This is a genomic window from Singulisphaera rosea, from assembly GCF_054877945.1.
This window is the reverse complement of the sequence record NZ_JBTYIP020000001.1, coordinates 396,046-417,764: the sequence shown is the minus strand read 5'-3', so window position 1 is coordinate 417,764 and position 21,719 is coordinate 396,046. Positions and strand designations below refer to the sequence as shown.

Sequence of the window (21,719 nt, the reverse complement as noted above, 5' to 3'; positions counted from 1 at the left end):
AGAGCTTCCACGATGAGCGAGACTTTGGCCGACCGCCTGGCAGCCTTCACGATCGCGACGCGGTACGAGGACCTTCCGGAGGAAGTGGTCGCGGAGGCCAAGCGGCGGCTCATCGACGCCTTTGGTTGTGCGGCGGCGGCGATGGGGGAACCCGCCCCCATGATCGCGAGGCGCGTTGCGGCGAGCATGAGTGGCGAGCCGGGAGGGGCGTTGATCGGCGGAGGTCGGTCGTCGGCGGACTGGGCGGCGTTCGCCAATGGCGTCCACATCCGTTACCTCGACTGCAATGACACCTATCTGTCGCTCGAGCCGGCGCACCCGAGCGACAACTGGGCGGCGGTCATGGCGGCGGGCGAGCATGCCTCGGCCAACGGCCGCGCCTGGATCGTTGCGGCGAGTGTTGCGTATGAGGTCCAGTGCCGCCTCTGCGACGCCGCGAGCATCCGCGCCCGGGGTTGGGACCACACGACCTACGGAGCGATCTCGTCGGCCCTGGCCGCCTCCAAGTTACTTGGACACTCGCACGAGAAGACCGTCCACGCCCTCGGCATCGCCGGGACGACCGGCACGGCGCTCCGCCTGACGAGGGCGGGCGAGCTCTCGATGTGGAAGGGATGCGCCTTCGCCCACGCGGCCCGCAATGGCGTCTTCGCCGCGCTCCTGGCCGGCGAGGGGATGACCGGCCCTGCCCCGTTCTTCGAGGGGGAGATGGGCTTCTGGCAACAGGTCTCGGGACCGTTCCAACTCCCCAAACTCGGGGGACCTACGGCGGCCGACTGGATGCTCCCCAAGACGTCGATCAAATTCGTCCCCGCCGAGTATCACAGCCAGTCGGCGATCGCCGCGGCGTTCGAGCTGCGGCCCCGAATCGGCGACCCCTCGCGGATCAAGTCTCTCGAGATCGCGACGTTTCGGACCGCGGTCGAGATCATCGGCAAGGACCCCGAAAAGTGGCGGCCCAAGACGAGGGAGACGGCCGACCATAGCCTCCCGTATTGCACGGCCGTCGCGCTGGTGGACGGTGTGGTCTCCGCCGCCCAGTTCGAGCCCGAGCGGCTCGCGGACCCCGCCCTGCTCGACCTGGTCGCTCGTACCACGGTGATCGAAGACCCCGCGCTGACGGCAGGATACCCCGCGGGGATTCCCAACCGGATCCGGGTCACGCTCGACGACGGGACCGTCCTCGAATCCGAGGTCGCGTTCCCCCCGGGCCACGACAAGAACCCCCTGACCGACGATCAACTCGCGGTCAAATTCCACGGGCTCGCCGACCCGGTCCTCGGCGCGGTCGACTCCAAGCTCCTCTGGGATCGCGTGACGAGGCTCGAGGAGGATCACCGTCCCCACGAGGCCATCGCCCTGCTCAAGAAGAATTGATCCCCCGCGACGCATCCCGGCCTGGAGGTCTTGCCACGGTCGGCGGCCTCCAGGACACCCTCACGGATTGTTGACGAGGGGGCGATTCGGATTGTCGAAATCGGGCGGACGGGGTATGAACCCCTGCGTGGGGCGCTGAAGGCGTCGCCCCTCGATTGCCGATAGTTTGAGGATGATCGCGAGAGTCGTCAGAATCCTCGCGCGACGGTCGGACGGTCCGAGGGACCTCGGCCTTCCCCAGGGCTTCTCAAGGATGAGGGCGGGGCATGCTTTTCAATTCATTCCACTTTGCCTACTTCTTTACCCTCCTCTTCCCGCTCTACTGGGTGCTCCGCCACAGGGCCCAGAACCTCTTGCTGCTGATCGCGAGCTACTACTTCTACGCGTGCTGGGAACCGAAATTCCTCGCGCTCCTCATCCTCTCGACGGTCATGGATTACGCGTGCGGCCTCGCGGTCGACCGCATCGAGGACGCGCGAAAGCGGAAGCTGTTCGTCGCATTGAGCATGTTCTTGAATCTAGGCATGCTCGGCTTCTTTAAATATTATAACTTCTTCGCGGAAAGCCTCCAGGCGGCGCTGGGTCGGGCGGGTATTTCCGTCCCGCTCGCCCACCTCGAGGTCGTTCTCCCGATCGGGATCTCGTTCTACACGTTCCAGTCGATGAGCTACGTCATCGACGTCTACCGACGCGACATCAAGCCGACTCGGAACATCATCGAATTCGCGGCGTTCGTCTCGTTCTTCCCCCACCTCGTCGCGGGCCCGATCATGCGGCCGACGACGCTCCTCCCCCAGATCGAGAAGCCCAGGCGCTTCGACCTGATGCAGTTCTATCAGGGGGCGTATCTGATTTTCTGGGGCCTGACGAAGAAGATCGTCATCGCCGACAATCTGGCGGTGATCGTGAACGACTTATTCGGAAAGTGGCAGACGATCGACGGCGGCCTCGCGTTGATCGCGATCTACGGCTTCGCCTTCCAGATCTATTGCGACTTCTCCGGCTACACGGACGTCGCCCGAGGGATCGCGAAATGCCTGGGGATGGAGCTGGCGCTGAATTTCAACCTCCCCTACTTCGCGACGAGCCCGCAGGACTTCTGGAGCCGTTGGCATATCAGCCTCTCGACCTGGCTGCGTGATTATCTCTACATCCCTCTTGGAGGGAGTCGAGGGAGCCAGGTCAAGCTCTACCGCAATCTGATGCTGACCATGATCATCGGCGGGCTCTGGCACGGGGCCGCTTGGACCTTCGTCCTGTGGGGCTTCTACCAAGGGGTGATCCTGGTTCTCCACCGGTTGTCTCGCCCTTGGCTCGACCGGATCCATCCGACGGAGCCGATCGACCGTGCGTGCTGGAAGGCGGTCCGAATCGTCGTCACCTTCCATCTCGTGTGCTTCGGCTGGTTGATCTTCCGCGCCTCGTCGATCGAGCAACTTCGAGGGATGATCGACGCCATCGTGTTCCGACCGGCCATTCCGGCGTCGGCCTACATCCTTCCGGTGGCCATCGTCACCCTGCCGCTCATCATCTATCAGGCACTCCAGTATCTCTCACGCGACCTCGACGTGATGGCCAAGACGCCGTGGTACGTCCGAAGCGTCTTCTACACCTGCTGCTTCTACGCGATCATCCTCGGCGGACAGTTCGGCGGGGGCCAGTTCATCTACTTCCAGTTCTGAACGGGGGCGATGGACCTATGCAACTGACGGTCCGCCCGGCCAAGCGGGCCTCATGGCCCCTAGGGCTCCTCGGCATGGTCGTCCTGGTCGGCGTCGTCGAATGGTACGTGGCCTGCCACGACGTCGACTTCTCGCTGGCGGGCCCCTCCAACTGGCGGTATGGGGTATGGTCGGCGTCTCGGGAGACCAAGGGGATCAAGCTGCTCGCGCTCGGGACGAGCCTCGTGAAGCACGGGCTCCAGTCGCGGGTCGTCGAACGGGAGACGGGTCGGTCGACCCTGAACCTCGCCGTATTCAGCGGTCAGATGTCCTCGAGCTACTACCTGCTGAAGCGAGCCATTGATTCGAGGGCCACGCCGAACGCGATCCTCATCGATTGCCAGGACGGGCCGGTCCCCCGCCCACTCCGGGACCAGCGGCCCGAGGGTGTGGAGGCGAACCTTCGGTGCTGGCCTGAGTTGTTGGGCCTCGCGGATCTCCTCGACCTCTCCGTCGCGACAAGTGATGCATCGCTCTTCGGCGAGTTGGCACTGGCTCGTCTCCTGCCGTCCTATCGAGCCCGCTATGAGATCCGCTCCGACGTCCTGGCGGCCTTGCGGGGTCAAGTCGGGTCGTCGCGGAGCCTGATCCTCACGTTTCGTCGCAACTGGCTCGTGAATCGGGGAACGCACATCGTTGCCCGAAACTCCGTGCCGCCTCCCTCGCCGACCGAGCCATCCGGGCCGGGGCCGCACGCAGACTTTTCGACGAGCCGATGGGTGCGGAACAAGCTGAGTCTCGCTTACAGCGAGAGGTTGCTCGACCTCGCCGCCGCCCACCGGATCAAGGTCTTCTGGCTGATCCCGCCGGTCGGGCCCGAGGCCCAATTCGAGCGCGATCGCGAGGGGATCGACGAGTATTTCACCCGGGTCGCCCACTGGGCCCTGTCTCGTTCGCCGGATCTCGTGGTCCTCGATGCCAGGCGTTCGGGCTATCCACGGTCGGCGTTCGTCGACAAGGTTCATTTGAACCGAGAAGGCGGCGGGCGCTACAGTCTCGACGTCGGGTCCGCGATCCGCCAAACCTTCGCGTCAGGGCTTGGGACTTCCCGGTGGATCGACCTCCCTGGCTATCGAGCGCTCGATCGTGATCTTCCCGTCGAGGATTTCTCCGAGTCGATGTTCGTCTTGGGGAAAGCCGGGACGGTGCGACGATGAGGCCTCGCCGGTTGCCCTGCGGTTTGCTCGGCACGTTCGCAATCATCGCGATCGTCGAGGTCGTCGTCGCCAGTCACGGTCGCGAGCTAACCCGATTCCCGATCCACGACTGGAAGTTCAACGGCCGTGCGGCCCGTCGTGTGACGACCGACTGCGGCGTCCTCTGCCTCGGCGACAGCTTGGTCAAGTTCGGGATCTCGCCCGGAGTCCTGGAGGCTCGACTGGGCTCGAAGGCCTACAATCTCGCCCTCTGCGATGGCCAGGTCACCTCGAGTTACTACATGCTGCGTCGGGCACTAGACGCCGGCGCACGGCCCTCGGCCGTCGTGCTCGACGCCGCCCCCCACCTGCTCTCCGCCGAGCCGAGGCATAATCTCCGCCAATGGCCGGAGCTTTTCGACACCACCGAGGCCATCGAGCTCGGATGGGCCACCAAGAACGCGCGGTTCTGCGGCGAGTTGGCGCTCGGGATGATCTTTCCCTCGCTCAAGGACCGCTACGAAATCCGAGTGGCCATCCAGGCTTCTCTGGACGGGCGTGTCGAGTCGCATCGCGGCGAGGTCGCCGCCTATCGCCACCATTGGCGAAAAAATCGCGGGGCCATGCTCTTTCCGGAGAGGCCGTCGTATCAAGGCGAGGTCGAACTGGAAAACCCGGCCTACTTCCCGAAGAAGTGGAAGTGCCACCCGGTCAACCTCGACTACATAGACAGGCTCCTCGATCTGGCCGCGCAGGAGCGAATCCGGGTCTATTGGCTGCTCCCCCCCGTGGTGCCGCGGTTCCAGGCGCGTCGCGACGAGCTTGGGCTCGAAGCGTCACTCGACCGGTTCCTCGAACAACTCCTCGAACGGCATCCCCGACTCACCGTCATCGACGGCAGACGCTCGGGCTATGGACACGAGCTCTTCATCGACCCGCTTCACCTGAACCACACGGGATCGGTCGGGCTGACCGACGGGGTCGCGACGCTCCTGGATCGGGGCTCCCGCGCCGCCCTCGATTCAAGATGGGTAACGCTCCCCGACTATCGGTCCGCCACGGGCGACGACGGGCGAGGCCTCGAGGATATCGAGATGTCGAGGCTGGCGGTGGGGTTGGGCGGCGATCATCAGCGGAGACGAAGATAGTTTTTAGCCACGGATTGAACGCGGATGGAACACGGATAATACAAGAAAATTAAAGAAATTTTGAAATGGTAATTTTGTTTATATCTGTGTGGATCTGCGTAATCCGTTGATGGATTCAGTTTTCTGGTTTGTCTTCGATCCGTCTTCGGCAAACCAACAACCCGACTTCGAGCTTGAAAGGCCGGGTCGTTGGAATTGATCCGGGGGGGGAGCTCAGCCGGCCTTGAGATGTTCGACGGGCGCGTCGATCGCTCCGGCGATCGAAGGGGCAGGCAGGGATTGCGACTGCGCCTCGACCATGTCCTGGAGGATCTCGACCTGCCGTTGGAGCCGGAAGAGCTCCCGGACGACCTGGTCCATCAGGGCCATCGACTCGTCGTTGCCGTGGCGGTCGTGGTTGCTGAGGCAGCGTCCGAAGAAGTTCTCGAGCTTCATCAGGATCGGGTGGCGGATGGGCTCGGTCCACCCCCACATCGTCTTCAAGCACGCCTTCAGATATCGTTTCATGAGTGGGCCTCTTGAACGTGGTCGTCGCGGGATGGCATTCGTGCCGAAGACTTTCGGGTGCCCGGGGGTGCCCCTCGTCTGGGGAGTGGACCCCGGGGGGACGTTCGTATCAGGTCCGTGTGCGTGAGCGGTTTATTTCGCAGAGGCCTCTTGGCCCGAGGGCGATAGGGCGCCCTTCGCTCGGGACGCGATTCGGTCGCGATGGCTGCGTTCGATGACCTCGACGTAGCGGCTCGCAACCCGAGACCATTCATGGTGCTCTGCGACGTACGACCACGCGGCCCTTCCGAGGGCCTCGCGGGCCACGCGGTCCCCGGCCAGTTCGCGGACGGCACGCTTCAGGCCATCGATCCCTTGCGACTCCCAACGGACCTTGTAGACGACCTCGCTCGGATAGTCGGAGAACGTCCCGACGTCGGTGACGATCGTGGGGATTCCCGCCGAGAGGAGATAGAGGAGCGCCCCGGACGTCTCGCCGTTGGTGGGAGGCTTCCGCAGGTTGATTCCGAGGTCCGTCACCGAGGCAAGGTCGGCGAAGTCTTCGATCGAGGTCCGCCCGACGAACCGGACTCGGTCGAGCAGGCCGAGCGACGCTGCATGTCGTCGGGCAATGCCGCCGTCGTTGTCCTCGCCGACGAGGAAGAAGAGCGCCGAGGGGTCCAGACGAGCCACCTCACCGAAGGCCTCGAGCGCCTCCGGGTTCATCTTGTCGGGGTGGATGAAGCCGAAACTGGCGACGAGCAACGCGTTTTGAGGGATGTCGAAGCGGTCGCGGATCTCCGCCTGACGCGAGGCCGAGACTTTCATGGGTTTGATCCCGTGCGGGATCATCACCATCCGCTCGGCCATCTCCGGCTGCTTCGCGACGACCTGGTCGATGCACCAGGGCGAGTGGACGACCACATGGTTGGGCGAGGCCAGGATCCTGCGGTTGAGATACCAACCCGACCGGGCGCACTCCCTGGCGATGACTTCCCAGTCCCAGGGCCAGGACTTCCAGCCGGCCTCGATCGCCTCGGCGTCCTCGGGATACCAGCGGAGCATCTCGTTGCGGGTATAGTCGCGCGACATGCCTCGCGTGTGGCCGAAATGGAGGTGGAAGCCGGCCAGGCAGAAGTCGTGCAACGTGACGACGCCCGGATGGCTCAACATCGTCTCATAGAGATAACTATGATAACGTGAATTGCCCATCTGGTAGACCACGGCGTGGTAGTCTTCCAGCGGAGCGAAGCTCGAGAAGAGGCGGGCGTCCCGGGCCCGGAAGTCCTCGGACGCCAGGGCCAGCTCGGGGACGTAGCCGGAGTCGTGGTAGAGGTCGATCGTGTACGTCCGCTTCAATTCCTGGAGCAGGAGGTACGAATAGTCCGACACCCCGGACTTCCTCGGCGGGAGCGGCGAGAAGAACGCGATCCGAGGCTTGGTCGGGTGTGCGTGATCGGCCCGGATCCGTCGCGAGGATTTCGGGCTCGAGGTCTGCGGAAGCGATTGGAAGACTTCCGCGGTCCGCTCCGCCGTGTGAGCCCAGGAGAACCGTTGGGCCTGGACCACGCCCTTCGCGCGGAACTCCTCCGCGAGCTGGCGGTCCTCGAGGATCCGGCCGATCTTGGCCGAGACGTCGCTGGGGTCGCCGACGTTGGCGAGCAGTCCGGCGTCGCCGACGACTTCGATCTGGGACGAGTTGTTGCCCGCGACGACCGCCGCGCCGCAGTGCATCGCCTCGAGGATCGGCAGCCCAAACCCTTCGTAAACCGAGGGAAACGCGAAGACCTTGCAGGTCCGGTACAGGGCGAGGAGCTGATCGTCGGTGACCTCGCCCGTCACGACTAGCGCGTCGCCGACCCCGGCCGCCTTCGCGTACTGCCTGAGCTTCTCGGCATCCTCCGGGAGGACGGTGAAAGTCAGGACCAGTTGATGCTCCGTGCGCAGCGATTCCGAGAGTCTGGCGAAGGCGTCGATCAGGGCCCAGCTATTCTTCCGCTTGTCCATCCCTCCGACGTTGAGGACGAAGGGACGAGTGATCCCGAGCTCGCTCAGGACGCGGTTCGATCGCTCCCGCTCCGGGCCGAGGAGGATGGGCGTGAAGTACTCCGGGTCGCTCGCCGCGCCGATGTTGACGATCCGTCCTTCGGGCAAGCCCAAGAGCAACTGGCAGTCGGCCCTCGTCGCTTCGGAAATCGCGAGGAGCGCGTCGTATCGGCGGAGGTCTTCGAGGATCCGGTAGAATCGCATCAGGCCGGAGCTGAATTGATCCTCGTCCTGGAAGAGGAACGGGATCATGTCGTAGACCACCGCGGCGAGCTTCAGGCCGCCCTCGAGCGGCTTCGACGGCGGCATGTAGCCGGTCCAGTGCTCGAACGGGCTGAGGACGAGCAGGAGGTCGAGCTCGTCGGGGTTCGTGCGGACGAGGTGGTCCATCGCCTGGGTTGCGGATGTTGCGGTTTGCCGAGTGCTCGAGCGTCGGCCGGCCCTCGATGCGAAGGGGACGAGGTATCGCGGGCCTGATTCGAGCCTGCGGATCCGAGCGTGGGGGGCGAGCGGGATCCGATCCTCGGTGAGGCCTTCGTGGGCGTAGAGGAAGAACTCATGGCCGTCGTCGCGAGCCAGGAGGGCCGAGACCAGGTGACGGCTATAGCGCCCGATCCCCCGGTGGCCGTGGTGCGGCGACTGGACGGCGAGCATGTCGATACCGATGCGCACGTTGACGACCTCCGTGTCCGCGTGATCCCCGTCCTTGGTGATCGTTTGCGAAAGTTATCCACCGCTCGACGTTCCGTCAACGTCAAGGGGGGTGTGCCCCAGGGGGAGTATCCTTGCCAAGGCGATGCCGGGCGAGGGGCCCTTCCTCCTCGACCGGTCCGGGGATACGATCGAAGGCCGGTAGTCCGTTCCTCTCCAGCCGTCGAGGTCGATCGATGTCCTCACCCGGAGCCCGCCTGCGCGCGGCGTGGGCCTCGCGCCCGATCATGATCCCGGGCACCTTCAACGCCCTGACCGCCAGGCTCGCCGAGCGTCTCGGGTTCCCGGCGATCTACCTCTCGGGCGGGGCCCTTTCCGCGGGTTGGGCGGGGCTGCCGGACATCGGCCTGCTCAGCCTCACCGAGTTCGTCGAGCAAGCGGCCGTCCTCGCCCGCGCCTCGACGCTGCCCCTGCTCTGCGACGCGGATACGGGTTTCGGTGAGGCGATCAACGCCGAGCGGACCGTCCGGCTGTTCGAGGAGGCGGGGGCGGCCGGGATCCACCTCGAGGATCAGATCTTACCCAAGCGTTGCGGCCATCTCTCGGGGAAAGGGCTCGTCGACACCTCCTCGATGGTCGCGAAGCTCCGCGCGGCGGTCTCCGCGCGTCGCGACCGCGACTTCGTGATCGTCGCGAGGACCGACGCGAGGTCGGTCGAGGGCTTCGACGCCGCCGTCGCCCGCGCCCGGGAGTACGTTGCGGCCGGCGCCGACATGATCTTCCCCGAGGCCCTCGAGAGCCGCGAGGAGTTCTCGCGGTTCGCCGAGCTCGTCCCAGGCCCGAAGCTCGCCAACATGACCGAGTTCGGCCGGGGCCCTCTCCTCACACTGACGGACCTCGATGCGATCGGGTATCGGGCGGCCCTCTATCCCCTCACCGCCTTCCGAGCGGCGATGCGAGCGGCCGAAACGACCCTGAGGCACCTGCGCGATCACGGCACCCAGCAGGACCTGCTCGGACGAATGCAGACGCGTGCCGAGCTCTACGACCTCCTCGGCTACACCGATTGGGAACGTCGCGACCAGGCCTACTTTCACGCGCCGACCGTCGAGGTCAAAAGCGAAGGAGCCGTCCCTGGCTCCGAGGGTTGAGAACCTCGAGCGGCCCGGAGTGCATGTCAGTGCGAGGGGCCGTCGAATCATACCGACGACCCTCCTTCGCCCCCTCCCCCCACACGACATCGCGGCGGATTCGAATGGAAGATGCCGTAACCCCTTGCGACGGGTCGGCGATCGACTCGACGGGTGATTGACCCCCCCGGTCGTTCTGTTACATTAGGGGTCCGTTCCCAGGGCGGTTTCGCCTCGGGGTGCGGCGAGGGCCGAGATTTTCGCGTCGGTCGCGTCGAGGACGTGGCCGACGTCGGGCTCGCCCGAGCATTGGTCTTGAACTCCACTTTCGATGGCGTGGTCCGATTTCTCTGGCCGATTCGGCGCAGGCGGGATCAGGCGAAGCGGACCGTCGCTGATAACGACAAATCCTCCCTCCCGAGACCGAGGTGTGGCGGCGTGACGAGTCTCTTGATCGGCCTAATCCTGGCGCTTCTGGTGCCTCCGATCGTCACGATCGTCCGGGCCGCCGCTCGACATCCTTCGTCGAGTACGTCGGCCGACCCGGGTTCGGGATGGGGTTTCCACTCACAAGGTCCTGAGCGTCGCAGACGGTACGGTGCCCCCAACGGCGTGAGCCGGAGCGGTCCCGACCCTCGATGGCGCCCGAAGTGTCCTCGAACGAGCGAGGGTCCGCCCTTGACGTTCGGTACGCTCCTCCATGGACCTCGGACCCTGGTGGTCCCCCTTCCTGACTTTCCGGAACTTCGAGTCCGTCGAGCGGAGCGGGTGCCCGTCTGAGTCGTTGTCGTTGTCGGTGTCGGTCCGAGCGTCGATAGACCCGCCCGGGTCCCCTTGCCCACGACCCAGGTCGATCGACCCCACCTCGGAAGAATTCTATTAAGTCGAAAGGCGAGGAGCCGACGTGGACGGGGCAACCATTGGGGGCCTGATCGGACTGCTCGTCGGGGCTATCGGTGGGATTGGCGGGGTCCTGGTCTATGCGCGAGTCAGGGCCCAGACGGCCCGAGGCCTCGCCGGAGAGATCCTCTCCTCGGCGCATCGCGAAGCCGAGACGATCCGCAAGGAGGCCGACCTCCGCGCCAAGGAAGATGCATTCCACCGTCGCGAGGCCTTCGAGCTCGAGGCTGAGGAGTCCCGCAAGGACTTCCGCGAACAGGAGAAACGCCTCGAAAAGCGCACCGACCTGCTCGATCAGAAGCTCGATCTGATCAACAAAAAAGAACGCGAATTCGATAACATCCAACGATACCTCGCCGAGCAACAGGAAGAAGTCCGGCGCAAGAACGTCGAGGTCAAGCAACTCCTGACCGACCAGAACGACATGCTGCACCGGATTTCGCAGCTCGGGCCCGACGACGCCCGTACCCTCCTGCTGAAGCGGCTGGACGACGAGCTTCGACACGAAGTCGGGGGGCTGATCCTCCGGCATGAGCAGCATTACAAGGAAACGAGCCAGCAACGGGCCCGCGAGATCCTCGCGACCGCCATCCAACGCTACGCCGCCTCCCACACCGCCGAGACGACGGTCAGCACCGTCGACATCCCTTCCGACGACATGAAGGGCCGCATCATCGGCCGCGAGGGGAGGAACATCCGGGCGTTCGAAAAGGCGACCGGTGTCGATGTCATCGTCGACGACACGCCCGGGATCGTCATCGTCACCGGCTTCGACAACGTCCGGCGCGAGATTGCGAAGCTCTCGCTCGAGAAGCTGATCCTCGACGGCCGAATCCATCCGACCCGCATCGAGGAGATCGTCAAAGAGACCCAGGAGGAGATGGAGCAACACATCCGACAGGTCGGCCAGTCCGCCGCGCAGGAGGCGAACGTCCCCGGGCTTCATGAAAAGCTGCTCGACCTGCTCGGCCGGCTCAAGTTCCGCACGAGCTATTCCCAGAACGTGCTCCGACACTCGATCGAGGTCGCCTACTTGACGGGGCTGCTCGCCGAGGAGATCGGCCTCAGCGGGTCGATCGGGCGTCGTTGCGGCCTCCTGCACGACATCGGAAAGGCCGCCGATCATGAGATGGAGGGGGGCCACCCGGTCATCGGTGGTGAGCTGACCAAGCGTTACGGCGAGCGTACGGAAGTCGTCCACGCCGCGCTGGGACACCACGACGACCTCCGCCCCGAGACCCCCTACACCGTGCTTGTCGCGGCCGCGGATGCGATCAGCGCCAGCAGGCCCGGGGCACGTCGCGAGACCTTGGACAAATACGTCCGCCGCCTCGAGGAGCTCGAGGCCGTGGCGTGCGGCTTCCCCGGGGTCGAGCAGGCCTACGCCATCCAGGCCGGGCGTGAGATCCGGGTCATCGCCGATAGCCATCAACTCGGCGACGAAGCCGCCGCGAAGCTTTGCCGGGACATCGCCCGCGCGATCCAGGAACAGCTCACCTATCCGGGTGAGGTCAAGGTCACCGTCCTCCGCGAGACACGCAACGTCGAATTCGCGCGATGAGTGGTGATCGCCATGGATTGGACACGGATGGGAGAGGCAATTTAGCCACGGATTGGACACGGATGAAACACGGATAAGAGAAGCAAGAATCTATTAAATTTAGTAATTGTTGAGTTTTAAAGTTCAATAATTGATGTTTTTATCCGTGTCCAATTCGTCGCTAAATTGCCCCTCGTCCTTGCTCGGTCCGTCCCGCTCAGTCCGTGGCCAAGTTGATCCGAGGTGAGTGTCTCATGCCCCTGAAGATCCTATTCATCGGCGACGTGGTCGGCTCACCGGGCCGCAGGATCGTCGGCCAGGTCCTGCCGCGACTGATCCGGCGCTGGGATCTCGGGCTCGTCGTGTGCAACGCCGAGAATGCCGCCGGAGGATCGGGCTTGACGATCAAGTGTCACGAGGAGCTCGCGGAGGCGGGCGTCGACGTCTTCACGCTCGGGGACCACGTCTACCGCAAGGACGAGGTCTTTACGCTGTTCGAGCAGACGGACCGGCTCCTTCGTCCCGCCAACTTCCCGCGCGATTCGCCCGGCGAGGAATCAGTCGTTGTCGAGGCCCGCGACGGGACCAAGGTCGGCGTCTTCACGCTCCTCGGCCGGACCTTCATGCGGCCCGTCGATTGCCCGTTCGTTGCGGCCGACCGCGTCCTGGAACGGCTCGGCCACCTCGCCAAGGTCATCCTCGTCGACATCCATGCCGAGGCGACGAGCGATAAGCAACTCCTGGGGCGATACCTCGACGGTCGAGTCTCCGCCGTGCTCGGGACGCACACCCACGTCACCACCGCCGATGAAACGATCCTCCCCAAAGGGTCGGCCTATCAAACCGACGTCGGGATGACCGGCCCGCACGACTCGATCCTCGGTCGCCGATACGACCGGGTCCTCGCGGCCTCGCTCACATTCATCCCCCACTTCTTCGAGGTCGCGACCGGCGACACCCGGCTCAACGGGGCGCTGGTCGAGGTCGATCCCACGACCGGGCAGGCCCTCTCGATTCGAAGGGTCGCCATCGACCAGGCCGAGACGCAACGGCTCCTCACAGACACCTCGACGATCTAGAACGACGTCGAGATCCTCGGCCCATTCGGTGAGATTCCGGGTTCGCCCGCCGCTCGCGCGGGGTCAGACTGCGCGAGAGGCGACGGCGGAACTCGGGGGCGTCGGCATGGGCATCGACTGATCCTTGAGCGCATGGATCGCGCCCATCAATCGCTCGGTGATGAGCGTCAGCGTGGCCCGATCCGACGAGGCATCGGCGGGGATATCGGAGAGGTCGATCGGAGGACCGAAGACGACTCGAGCCTTCGACGGGGTCAGCAGACCCTTGACGATGTCGTTGGTCTCGGGAGTTCCGCAGATATACGCGGGGATGATCGGGACCCTCGAATGCATCGCGAGGAACGCCACCCCGTGCTTGCCTTCGCCGATCTCTCGGCCCGATTTCGGCAGGATCCGTCCCTCGGGGAACATCGGGACGACTCGGCCTTCCTCGAGCGCTCGCAAGGCCGTTCGGGTCGCGGACAGGTCGTTCCCGTTGCGTTTGACGGGGATGCAGCCGATCCATCGGCAGATCGGGCGGATCAGCCAGAAGTCGTAATACTCCTTCGCGATCAGGAAGCCGAGCACGCGCTCGCAACCCGATTGGAGGAGCATGTGATCAATGCCGCACGTGTGGTTTGCGATGAGGATCGCCGGGCCACGCTCCGGCAGCGGGGCGGCATTGACGAGCTCGAGTTGATGCCAGAGTCGGCAATAGATCTTGTTGAGCCCGGAGAGGATCCGAAGTCCCCCGTGGATCTCCGGCGCCGGCCCTAGCCTCCTCATGAGAAGCCAGGGCCCGGCCAGCATGGCCGCGGATACCAGGAACAGGGTCGAGACGTTCATGATCTTAAATGGAGAGCGTGGTCAGGGGCGTTCGTCACGGTTTTCAGAAAGGAAGCTGGACAGCCCTCCTCCTTTCCGTTCGCGACCTTTGAGACCCGACTCACTGTGACGCATTGGTCGTAAGGACGCAAGGAATCCGCGGCAATGGCAAGGGCGGGTCGTTGGCGATCGTCGGCAACGGGATCAGGCCGCGCCGAGGCTTCGGCCGAGGGACTTCGCGGCGTCGAGTCGGAGCTTCCTGCGGCGTCCCATGAGGGCAATCGTCGCGGCGACGCCCCACATGGCTACGGTGGTCGGCTCGGGGACGGGGTTCAGGATTTCCAGGTCCCCATCGATCATCTGCGGGCCAAGGTACCCCGTCGGGACTGGTGTGAACCTTCGGGAACGGAGGTCGTCGATCGTCGCCTGGCTGAAGGTTGTGTTCGGGTCGGTGAGCATCGACCAGGACGCCGTGGCCGCGTCGAGGTATTGCCCGGTTTGGTCGTGGTGGACCGACACGCCGAAGGCGTGCATCAACTCGTGGGAAACGTTATGCGCCACGGCCCATTGGAGGTCGGTCAAGGATTGGGCTTGGCCGAGTTTGTCGATGAAACCGAAGCCGTTGTTTCCGACGTCGGTGATCCCGATCGCGTTTTGGTTCGGGCCATACGAAGCGCCGGAGACGACGCTCAAGGTGTGGTTGGCCTTGTCGTTCGGGTCGATCGTCAGGACCGGAGCCAGGCCGCCGCTAAGCTGAAAGGTCGACTTCACGTCTTGAAGGACAGCATCCTTGAAGTCGAGCTGCTGCTGGGCGTTCGGCTGCTGGCCCCCGAAGTACTTCTCGACCGTCGGGCTGGTGTACCAGGGCTGAGGGTTTCCCGTCAGGAGGATGCTCGCCTCGGGGAATGAGCTGGTGCCGAAGTTGAGGAATGCGTCGGCCGTGGTCCCCGCGGGGAGCGGAGCCGGGACCGGGGCGGGCGTCGGGGCCGGTGGAGCGGGAGCTGGTGCGGTTATGGGGAGGGAATAGGCTGCGGTCGTCGGGACTGCGGATGCGGTCACGGTCGTCGAAGCGGGTGAATCCGAAGCCGGGGGGGAGACCGGGGCGGCGGCCTTGAACTCGGGAGGGGGAGGAGGTGGCGAGTAGTTGCTTGTCGTGTAGGTCAGCGCCGTCGAGGAGTTACCCGGCCCATTCGCGTTGGGACCGGGCAGCCAGAAGGTTCCCGACCAACTCGATGGACCGCCGCTCGATAAGAGGGGGTCGGCATGGGCTAAGGTCCCGAGAAATCCCCAGACCACGACGCTCCATGCCAACGTCTTGACGGCGGACATCGCGAACCTCCTGTTCGACGGCTTTGGACGCGCCATCCTGGCACAGTCCCGCTCGAGACCGAAACCGGTCGCTGACCATAGAGACTCGGTTTAGACCTGGAGCGATAGGCGAGCAACTGAGCAAAGAATATGCCAACGAAATGAAAGGCTGGGAAAATCGAGGGGTGTGTCGCGGATTCGATAGGTGATTTTGCTGCGGAACCCAAGCGTAGTACAGAAGATAGAGCTCGTCAAGTGCTCATTCGCCGGATCCCGCAACATCGAAACACTCGTCTGCGCAATCGCTACAATCCGGGTAACAGTTACAAAAGTTTCGGTAAAACCGACACAGTCGACATTGCTTTTGCAATCGGGACTACCTCGAGATTCGGGACGTTTCCGACAATCCGATCCGCATTCGTTGGGGAAGCGTGGGCACCGGCGATTCGTCGACGGATCTTTAATGCGGGTACGACTTCGCGGGGTTTTTGATTGCGACCCCAAAATCGCCTGGATATAATCGCCCACCGTGACTGATGGTGGACGGATTTGTCATCTGCGTCGTCGTCAATGACACGCACAGTCTCGTCGTGGCGAATGCGGAGACTGCTGACCGTCGGATGACAACCGTTCGCCGAGGCGCAACTCAAGGAGTGATTCGGTGAAGCTTCCTCATAAGATGTTGGTCGCGTTCTCGGGACTGTCCCTCTCGCTCGCTCTGTTCGCCGGCTGCAACTCGGAAGAGGCGGCTCCTCCGGAAACCCCTCCTGTTACCACCCCTCCCACTGAGACCCCCGCTCCGCCGACGACCCCGCCGGCCGAAGCTCCGAAGGCTGCTGACGCCCCGGCCACCCCGCCGGCCACTCCGCCGGCCGAAGCCCCGAAGGCTGCTGAAACCCCGGCCACCCCGCCGGCCGAAGCTCCGAAGGCTGCTGAAACCCCGGCCACCCCGCCGGCCGAAGCCCCGAAGGACGCCCCGAAGTAATTTGCCCTACCGGTTCCTACCGGGTGCAGGGATCGAAGAGGCCGCTCCCGCGACAGTGGGATGCGGCCTTTCGTCGTTGATGGACCGATGGTTCAAGCCAAGGGCTCTCCCTGGATCACCAAGTTCGTCAAACGGCCAATCCCATCGATCTCCATCCGGACGACGTCGCCAGGGTGGAGCGTGAACTCGTCCGGTGGGACGATACCTGTCCCCGTCAGCAGGATGACCCCGTCCGGGAAGATGTTGTCCCGGCCGAGCCAGCCGATCAGTTCCTCGAACGTCCTCGCCATCCGGCCGAGCGGCGTCCTGCCCTGGAACTCGGTCTTGCCGTCGCGCTCGATCTCGATCCGGATCTCAACCTCGGCGTGCGGGGGGAAGGCCGAAGCCAGGGTGATGACCGGGCCGAGCGAACAGCAGGCGTCGTATTGCTTGGCCTGGGGCAGGTAGAGCGGGTTCTCCCCTTCGATGTCTCGGGCGCTCATATCATTGCCGATCGTGAATCCGACGAGCCGCAGCGTGGGCGAGAGTACCAGCGCCAGCTCGGGCTCGGGGACGCACCAACGCGTATCACGACGGACCCGCACCGCCTTCCCCGGGCCGACGACCCGGCTGGGGGTCGCCTTGAAGAAGAGCTCCGGTCGAGGCGCACGGTACACGAGGTCGTAGAACGAGCCCCCCTGCTCCGACTCCTCCTGTCGCGCGACCTTGCTCCGTTCGTACGTGACCCCCGCGCCCCAGACTTCCTGCGCATCGAGCGGCGCCAGGAGCTGCACGGAGCTGAGCGGCTCGGATTGGGTGGCTTCTGCGCGGAGCTTGGCGACCCGCCCCTCGACGTCCTCGTCGGCGAGGAGCTCGCTGAGGAAACCGGTCCCCGAACCGATCCGGTAGACCAGGTCATCCTCGACCACGCCCACGAGCGGGATCCCAGCCCCTTCGGCCTGATACTTGGCGATGCGCATCGGAACAGGTTCCCGTAGCCGTCTCGAACAATCGGCAAACTCGACGGCTCTTTCCATAAACGAGAGAGCGATTCGGGTCAACCAACGTTCTTTCAAAAGTCGCTCAAGTCTCCGTGAAATGTGGACGATTGTTTCTCGATTGACGGCCGAGTCGTCGCATCCTCCCCGATCCGTTCACGGCCCCGGCACCTCAAAGTGTCGGGAAGTGGTCGGCGGTCGGGCTGGCGGAGATTCCGGATTTCCCGTAGATACGGGGTCGTGAGTCGCGGCTTCGTCGTGATGCACGATGGAGCGGGCGTGCAGGAGGCAGGGATGCCAGAACGGATCGTCGTCGTCGGGCATGCGGCAGTCACCTGCCTCGGCCCCGATCTAGAGACTACCTGGCGTGGGCTGATCTCCGGTCTTTCGGGGATCCGTCGCCATGAACGCCTTTCGGCCGACGCGTTCCTCCAGGACGTCGCCGGGATGGTCGAGGATTTCGGGCCAGGATCGAGCCGGGAAGACCCCGCGATCGCAAAGCTCGAGGTCCGATCGATCCACCTCGCGCTGGCCGCCGCCAAGGCCGCCTGGACGGGAGCGGGCCTCGGCGGGGCTGGGTACGACCCGGATCGCGTCGCGGTCGTGGTCGGTTCCGCGCTGGGCGGTGTCGACCTGCTCGACGTCGAGCAGGCGAAGATGGCTAAGCGCCGGAACCTGGCGATCAGCCCGTACGTGGTCCCCGGCCTGATCATCAACCAGATCGCGGGCCAGGTTGCTCAGAATCTCGGCCTCTACGGGCCGAGCGTCGCCCCGGCGAACGCTTGCGCGTCCGGCGGCCATGCGATCGCGTTGGGGGCGATGTTCCTCAAGGCCGGCGAGGCCGACCTCGCGATCTGCGGTGCCGGCGAGAGCGCCTTCACGCCGCCGGTCGTCAACGGCTTCGCCACGATGAAAGCCCTGATCGCCAAGCGCAAGGACGACCGGTCGGCCGAGCACCCTTCCCAGGCGAGCCGGCCGTTCAGCGGAGATCGGGCGGGCTTCGTCCTCTCCGAAGGGGCCGGCATGGTCGCACTGGCCACCGAGTCGGCGGCGCGGAAGTACGGGCTCGAGATCCTGGCGGAATACCTAGGCCACGCGATCAATACGGATGGTTATCACATCTCGATGCCGCACAAAGGCCGAGTGGCGCGTTGCCTCACGACGGCCCTCGAACGCACGGGGATCCGGCCCGACGAGATCGACTACTACAACGCGCACGGGACAAGCACGGTCGTGAACGATCGGGTGGAGACCGAGGTCCTCAAGGAGGTCTTCGGGGACCACGCCTCCGCCATGCCGGTCAGCTCGATCAAGGGGGCGATCGGCCACACCCTCGGCGCGGCCTCGGCCATCGAGGCGGCCGTCTGCGTGCAGGCCCTCCTCGATCAAATCGTCCCCCCCACGATCAATCACCTTCGCGACCCCGAACTCGACCTCGACTACGTCCCCGACTCGGCGAGAGAGGCGAAGCTCGACACCGTCATGAGCGCCTCGTTCGGATTCGGCGGTACGAACAATGCCCTGATTTTTCGGAGATGGAAGGGATGACCCATTCGACCTTGCTGGCCGAAATCACCGAGATCGTGCGACGCGCGGGCAAAGTCCAGCCCGAAGTCACGATTCTCCCGGAGTCGCGACTCGTCGAGGACCTGGCCATCGACTCGCTCGACCTCGTCGACGTCGTGCTCAAGATTCAGGACAAGTTTGACATTGCCATCGAGGATGACGATGTGCCAAACTTGCGCACCGTGACCGACCTGGTGTCGTACGTTTCCGCACAACGCCAGTCCACGGCCGCTTGACGACAGGGATTGTCGTCGTCGGGGCACGTTCGGGGAAGGGAGTCCCTCCATGGTCCGGCGCATGCTGAACATCCGGAAGTTCTTGCTCCGCACGATCTTGCCGGTGCTGCGACACTTCCCCCTGCCGCTCGCCTCCCGGATGGTCGCCGGGATTGGACGTACCGAATACCGGATGCACTCGGAGCTCCGCCGTGAGTATCGCTCCGCCGTCGAGCGGGCCCGTGAGCGGATGGGTTGCCACTGGGATGTCTCGAAGGTCAGCCTCGACCTGGCGGGGAATCAGGTCTGGTGGCGGACGCGAGACCTGCTTCTCGATGGCGTCCCCGACCGTCGGGCCGAGCCGATGTTCCTCGTCTCCGGTCGAAATCACCTCGACTCGGCCCTGGCGCAGGGTCGGGGCGTGATCCTGCTGACGAGCCACTATGGGGGGCATCTCCTCCCCACCCACTGGCTCGCGCGACACGCCTACCCGCTTCGCTTCTACATGGAGCGGCCTCGGCATATCTCGAAATTTCTCGAGAGCCAGTTTCGGGTCGACGGCCCGGTCTCGCAGGACAAGCTCTTCATCTCCAGGAAGGGAGACCCGAACGGCTCGGCCGGGACGATTCTCCGGGCGGCCCGGGCCTTGAAGGCGGGGATGATCCTCTATCTTGCGGGGGATGTCCGCTGGTCGGGGGCGCACACCCAGCCCGTTCGCTTCCTGGGTGTCCGGCATCACTTCTCGGCGACCTGGGTCCGGCTCGCGGCCATGACTTCGTCGCCGGTCGTGCCCGTCTTCTGCCACATGCGCCCCGAGGGGACCTACCACATCGAGTTCCTCGCCCCGTTGGAAGTCCCCTCAGACTCCGGGGATGGGGAACGGGCGCGACACTGGGTGCAGAACTTCCTGTGCCTGCTCGAGGACCAGGTCCGTTTGCACCCGTCGAATAGTAATGAATACTTCTTCTGGCCGACATCCGAGGCCCAGGCCGTCTAAGCCCGTCTCTACTTCGCCCGCCGGGTCAACCGGCATGCTGGGGATTCGTGCGGGGTTCAGGCGTTCGGCTCCGGGCCGTCGCGGGCGGTGGATATCCGTTCGCTTTCGGTCGAGCCGGGAGAGAATGCGTGATGGAAGCGACAACTCCGGCTCCCCAACCGAAGCGCTGGCGACGTGCCTGGCCCTGGGCTGTTCTCGCCCTGGCGACGATCCCCGCGTTCTGGCATGTCGTCGATTTCCCCGATGACATCGACCCCGAGTATCCCCAGGTCGAGCGGCCGACGATGAGTCGACGTCCTCCGCCGGCATATCGCCTGGCCGAGCCGGGCGACACGATCGACCGTGTCGCGATTTATGTCTCGGCATGGGCGTTCCTCCTCGCCCTGAGCGGGACCTGCCTCGATCGCAGGAATCGGGCCCTCTGGGTTGCGGCCGTGGGCCTGTCGATGGCCGGCTTCTGGCATGCGTCGACGCCCGGCCCGACATTCGACGGCTGGCACGGCCTCGGGTGGCGAGCCCTCCTCGACCCCGGCACCCCGGCCTCGCTTAGGATTGAGCTGCTCGCTGCCGCGATCGCCCTCACCCTCCTAGTCGTCGTCCCGCTCATCGCGGTCCGAGCCCGTTGGGGAGAGTCCTGGCGCGAGGCGCGACGCCGGGGCGTGGCGGGACTCTTGATCTTCGCCGTCGTCTCGGTCGCCTTAAGGCAGTTCGAGATCCCGGGGGTCGAGCCCGTCGGCTACTGGCCGCGTTGGGCGTTTGTGTCAGGGCTCATGGCATTCGCTTTCCTCCTCGTGAGGTGCATCCCGGTCATCGATTCTCGGGCCCGACGGGTCGGGTTGTGCCTGGGGTGTGCCCTCGCCTGGTACGGGCTCGTCATCCTCGGGATCGACGTGACCTGGTATCACCGTCCCCTGGAGCGGCTCAAGGCGGTCGTGCCCGGGCGGATCTACATGAGTGCCATGCCGACGGCTCGAGGACTCGAGGTTGCCCAGTCTCGACACCACTTCAAGACGATCATCAATCTGTTCCCCGAGGACACGCCCTTGCGGAGCCCGAAACTGCCCGACGAGCTCCGGTTCGTCAAAGAGCACGGGATCCGCTACGTGGGAAGTCCTTCCGAGAACACCGAGACGGCCTCGAACGGCTTCCTTGACAAGACCCTGGCACTCGCGCAGGACCCGGACGCGTGGCCGATCCTGGTGCACTGCCACGGCTGCATGGACCGCACCCCGGCCTGGGTGGGAATTTATCGCTTCCTGGTCCAGAAGCGTCCGCTGGATGAGATCCTCACCGAGATCGAGCGGCATCGGGGATATCGGCCTAAGGCCTCGGTGATCCTGCTTTACAACCGAGTCCTTTACCCACGCGACCCCGTACGCTACGCGAACGACCCGACCGCGGCCAAGCTATTGCGTGTCGCGCCGGCTTCGTCGCAGCCCTCCGCCCAACCTCCCGCCGTCGGGAAGGCGCATCCGAACCGAGAACCGGTACCTCGTGTCTCTCGAGGGGGGGGCCCTCGGGCCCAACGACCGAACTTGACACGTCCCGGCCGATCGCTAGAGTACCTCCGGACCCTCCGCGATCGGACTTCTCTCGAATTGACCAATCGATCATGACTCCCCCGACCAAGCTCAGCCGTATCGCCGAGAGGAC

General features: G+C 64.8%; 17 protein-coding genes. 12 read left to right on the top strand and 5 right to left on the bottom strand.

What is annotated here, in order from left to right; genetic code table 11:
- The first annotated feature begins 12 nt into the window (after positions 1 to 12).
- From ACYOEI_RS01640 to ACYOEI_RS01625, 4 genes are all read left to right on the top strand, one after another.
- Entirely contained in the window at positions 13 to 1,377 is a 1,365-nt protein-coding gene (locus ACYOEI_RS01640) for an MmgE/PrpD family protein (protein ID WP_462847513.1), read from the top strand.
- A 266-nt stretch (positions 1,378 to 1,643) separates the two neighbouring features.
- Complete coding sequence (locus ACYOEI_RS01635) at positions 1,644 to 3,059, top strand: MBOAT family O-acyltransferase (protein WP_462847512.1); 1,416 nt, start codon at positions 1,644 to 1,646, stop codon at positions 3,057 to 3,059.
- Between the two features lie 17 nt (positions 3,060 to 3,076).
- Positions 3,077 to 4,255, top strand: coding sequence for a hypothetical protein (locus tag ACYOEI_RS01630; protein ID WP_462847511.1), 1,179 nt, complete (start codon positions 3,077 to 3,079; stop codon positions 4,253 to 4,255).
- Positions 4,252 to 5,382, top strand: a complete 1,131-nt coding sequence (locus ACYOEI_RS01625) for a hypothetical protein (protein WP_462847510.1) — start codon at positions 4,252 to 4,254, stop codon at positions 5,380 to 5,382. The genes ACYOEI_RS01630 and ACYOEI_RS01625 overlap by 4 nt, the downstream gene beginning before the upstream one ends.
- A gap of 213 nt (positions 5,383 to 5,595) precedes the next feature.
- On the opposite strand, the gene ACYOEI_RS01620 is transcribed toward ACYOEI_RS01625, so the two are convergent.
- Both ACYOEI_RS01620 and ACYOEI_RS01615 read right to left on the bottom strand, forming a co-directional pair.
- Positions 5,596 to 5,889 carry a hypothetical protein gene (locus tag ACYOEI_RS01620; RefSeq protein WP_462847509.1) on the bottom strand — a complete coding sequence of 98 codons (294 nt, stop codon included), beginning with the start codon at positions 5,887 to 5,889 and terminating at the stop codon, positions 5,596 to 5,598.
- Between the two features lie 132 nt (positions 5,890 to 6,021).
- Positions 6,022 to 8,586 (bottom strand): glycosyltransferase, encoded by a 2,565-nt coding sequence (locus ACYOEI_RS01615; RefSeq protein ID WP_462847508.1) that lies wholly within the window; start codon positions 8,584 to 8,586, stop codon positions 6,022 to 6,024.
- A gap of 215 nt (positions 8,587 to 8,801) precedes the next feature.
- On the opposite strand from ACYOEI_RS01615, the gene prpB reads away from it, so the two are divergent.
- The 3 genes from prpB (at position 8,802) to ACYOEI_RS01600 (ending at position 13,214) form a co-directional block, all read left to right on the top strand.
- Positions 8,802 to 9,716, top strand: coding sequence for a methylisocitrate lyase (prpB, locus tag ACYOEI_RS01610; RefSeq protein ID WP_462847507.1), 915 nt, complete (start codon positions 8,802 to 8,804; stop codon positions 9,714 to 9,716).
- Positions 9,717 to 10,599: 883 nt separating this feature from the next.
- Positions 10,600 to 12,156: a ribonuclease Y gene (gene rny, locus ACYOEI_RS01605; protein WP_462847506.1), complete on the top strand. Its 1,557-nt coding sequence runs from the start codon at positions 10,600 to 10,602 to the stop codon at positions 12,154 to 12,156.
- A gap of 233 nt (positions 12,157 to 12,389) precedes the next feature.
- Entirely contained in the window at positions 12,390 to 13,214 is an 825-nt protein-coding gene (locus tag ACYOEI_RS01600; RefSeq protein WP_462847505.1) for a TIGR00282 family metallophosphoesterase, read from the top strand.
- 63 nt (positions 13,215 to 13,277) lie between these two features.
- Here the strand turns inward: ACYOEI_RS01600 and ACYOEI_RS01595 are convergent, their stop codons facing one another.
- Complete coding sequence (locus ACYOEI_RS01595) at positions 13,278 to 14,039, bottom strand: lysophospholipid acyltransferase family protein (RefSeq protein ID WP_462847504.1); 762 nt, start codon at positions 14,037 to 14,039, stop codon at positions 13,278 to 13,280.
- A gap of 183 nt (positions 14,040 to 14,222) precedes the next feature.
- On the bottom strand, positions 14,223 to 15,347 hold the full coding sequence (locus ACYOEI_RS01590) for a hypothetical protein (protein ID WP_462847503.1): 1,125 nt from the start codon (positions 15,345 to 15,347) through the stop codon (positions 14,223 to 14,225).
- Between the two features lie 640 nt (positions 15,348 to 15,987).
- On the opposite strand from ACYOEI_RS01590, the gene ACYOEI_RS01585 reads away from it, so the two are divergent.
- Entirely contained in the window at positions 15,988 to 16,311 is a 324-nt protein-coding gene (locus ACYOEI_RS01585) for a hypothetical protein (RefSeq protein WP_462847502.1), read from the top strand.
- A 92-nt stretch (positions 16,312 to 16,403) separates the two neighbouring features.
- On the opposite strand, the gene ACYOEI_RS01580 is transcribed toward ACYOEI_RS01585, so the two are convergent.
- The gene (locus ACYOEI_RS01580; RefSeq protein WP_462847501.1) at positions 16,404 to 17,270 is read right to left on the bottom strand and encodes a fumarylacetoacetate hydrolase family protein; all 867 of its coding nucleotides are present in this window, start codon (positions 17,268 to 17,270) and stop codon (positions 16,404 to 16,406) included.
- Positions 17,271 to 17,582: 312 nt separating this feature from the next.
- On the opposite strand from ACYOEI_RS01580, the gene ACYOEI_RS01575 reads away from it, so the two are divergent.
- The 4 genes from ACYOEI_RS01575 to ACYOEI_RS01560 all read left to right on the top strand — a co-directional run bounded on the left by ACYOEI_RS01575 (position 17,583) and on the right by ACYOEI_RS01560 (position 21,682).
- Entirely contained in the window at positions 17,583 to 18,836 is a 1,254-nt protein-coding gene (locus ACYOEI_RS01575) for a beta-ketoacyl-[acyl-carrier-protein] synthase family protein (protein WP_462847500.1), read from the top strand.
- On the top strand, positions 18,833 to 19,090 hold the full coding sequence (locus tag ACYOEI_RS01570) for an acyl carrier protein (RefSeq protein WP_462847499.1): 258 nt from the start codon (positions 18,833 to 18,835) through the stop codon (positions 19,088 to 19,090). The genes ACYOEI_RS01575 and ACYOEI_RS01570 overlap by 4 nt, the downstream gene beginning before the upstream one ends.
- 49 nt (positions 19,091 to 19,139) lie before the next feature.
- On the top strand, positions 19,140 to 20,066 hold the full coding sequence (locus ACYOEI_RS01565; RefSeq protein WP_462847498.1) for a lysophospholipid acyltransferase family protein: 927 nt from the start codon (positions 19,140 to 19,142) through the stop codon (positions 20,064 to 20,066).
- 131 nt (positions 20,067 to 20,197) lie between these two features.
- The gene (locus tag ACYOEI_RS01560) at positions 20,198 to 21,682 is read left to right on the top strand and encodes a protein-tyrosine phosphatase family protein (RefSeq protein WP_462847497.1); all 1,485 of its coding nucleotides are present in this window, start codon (positions 20,198 to 20,200) and stop codon (positions 21,680 to 21,682) included.
- The last annotated feature ends 37 nt before the right edge of the window (positions 21,683 to 21,719 follow it).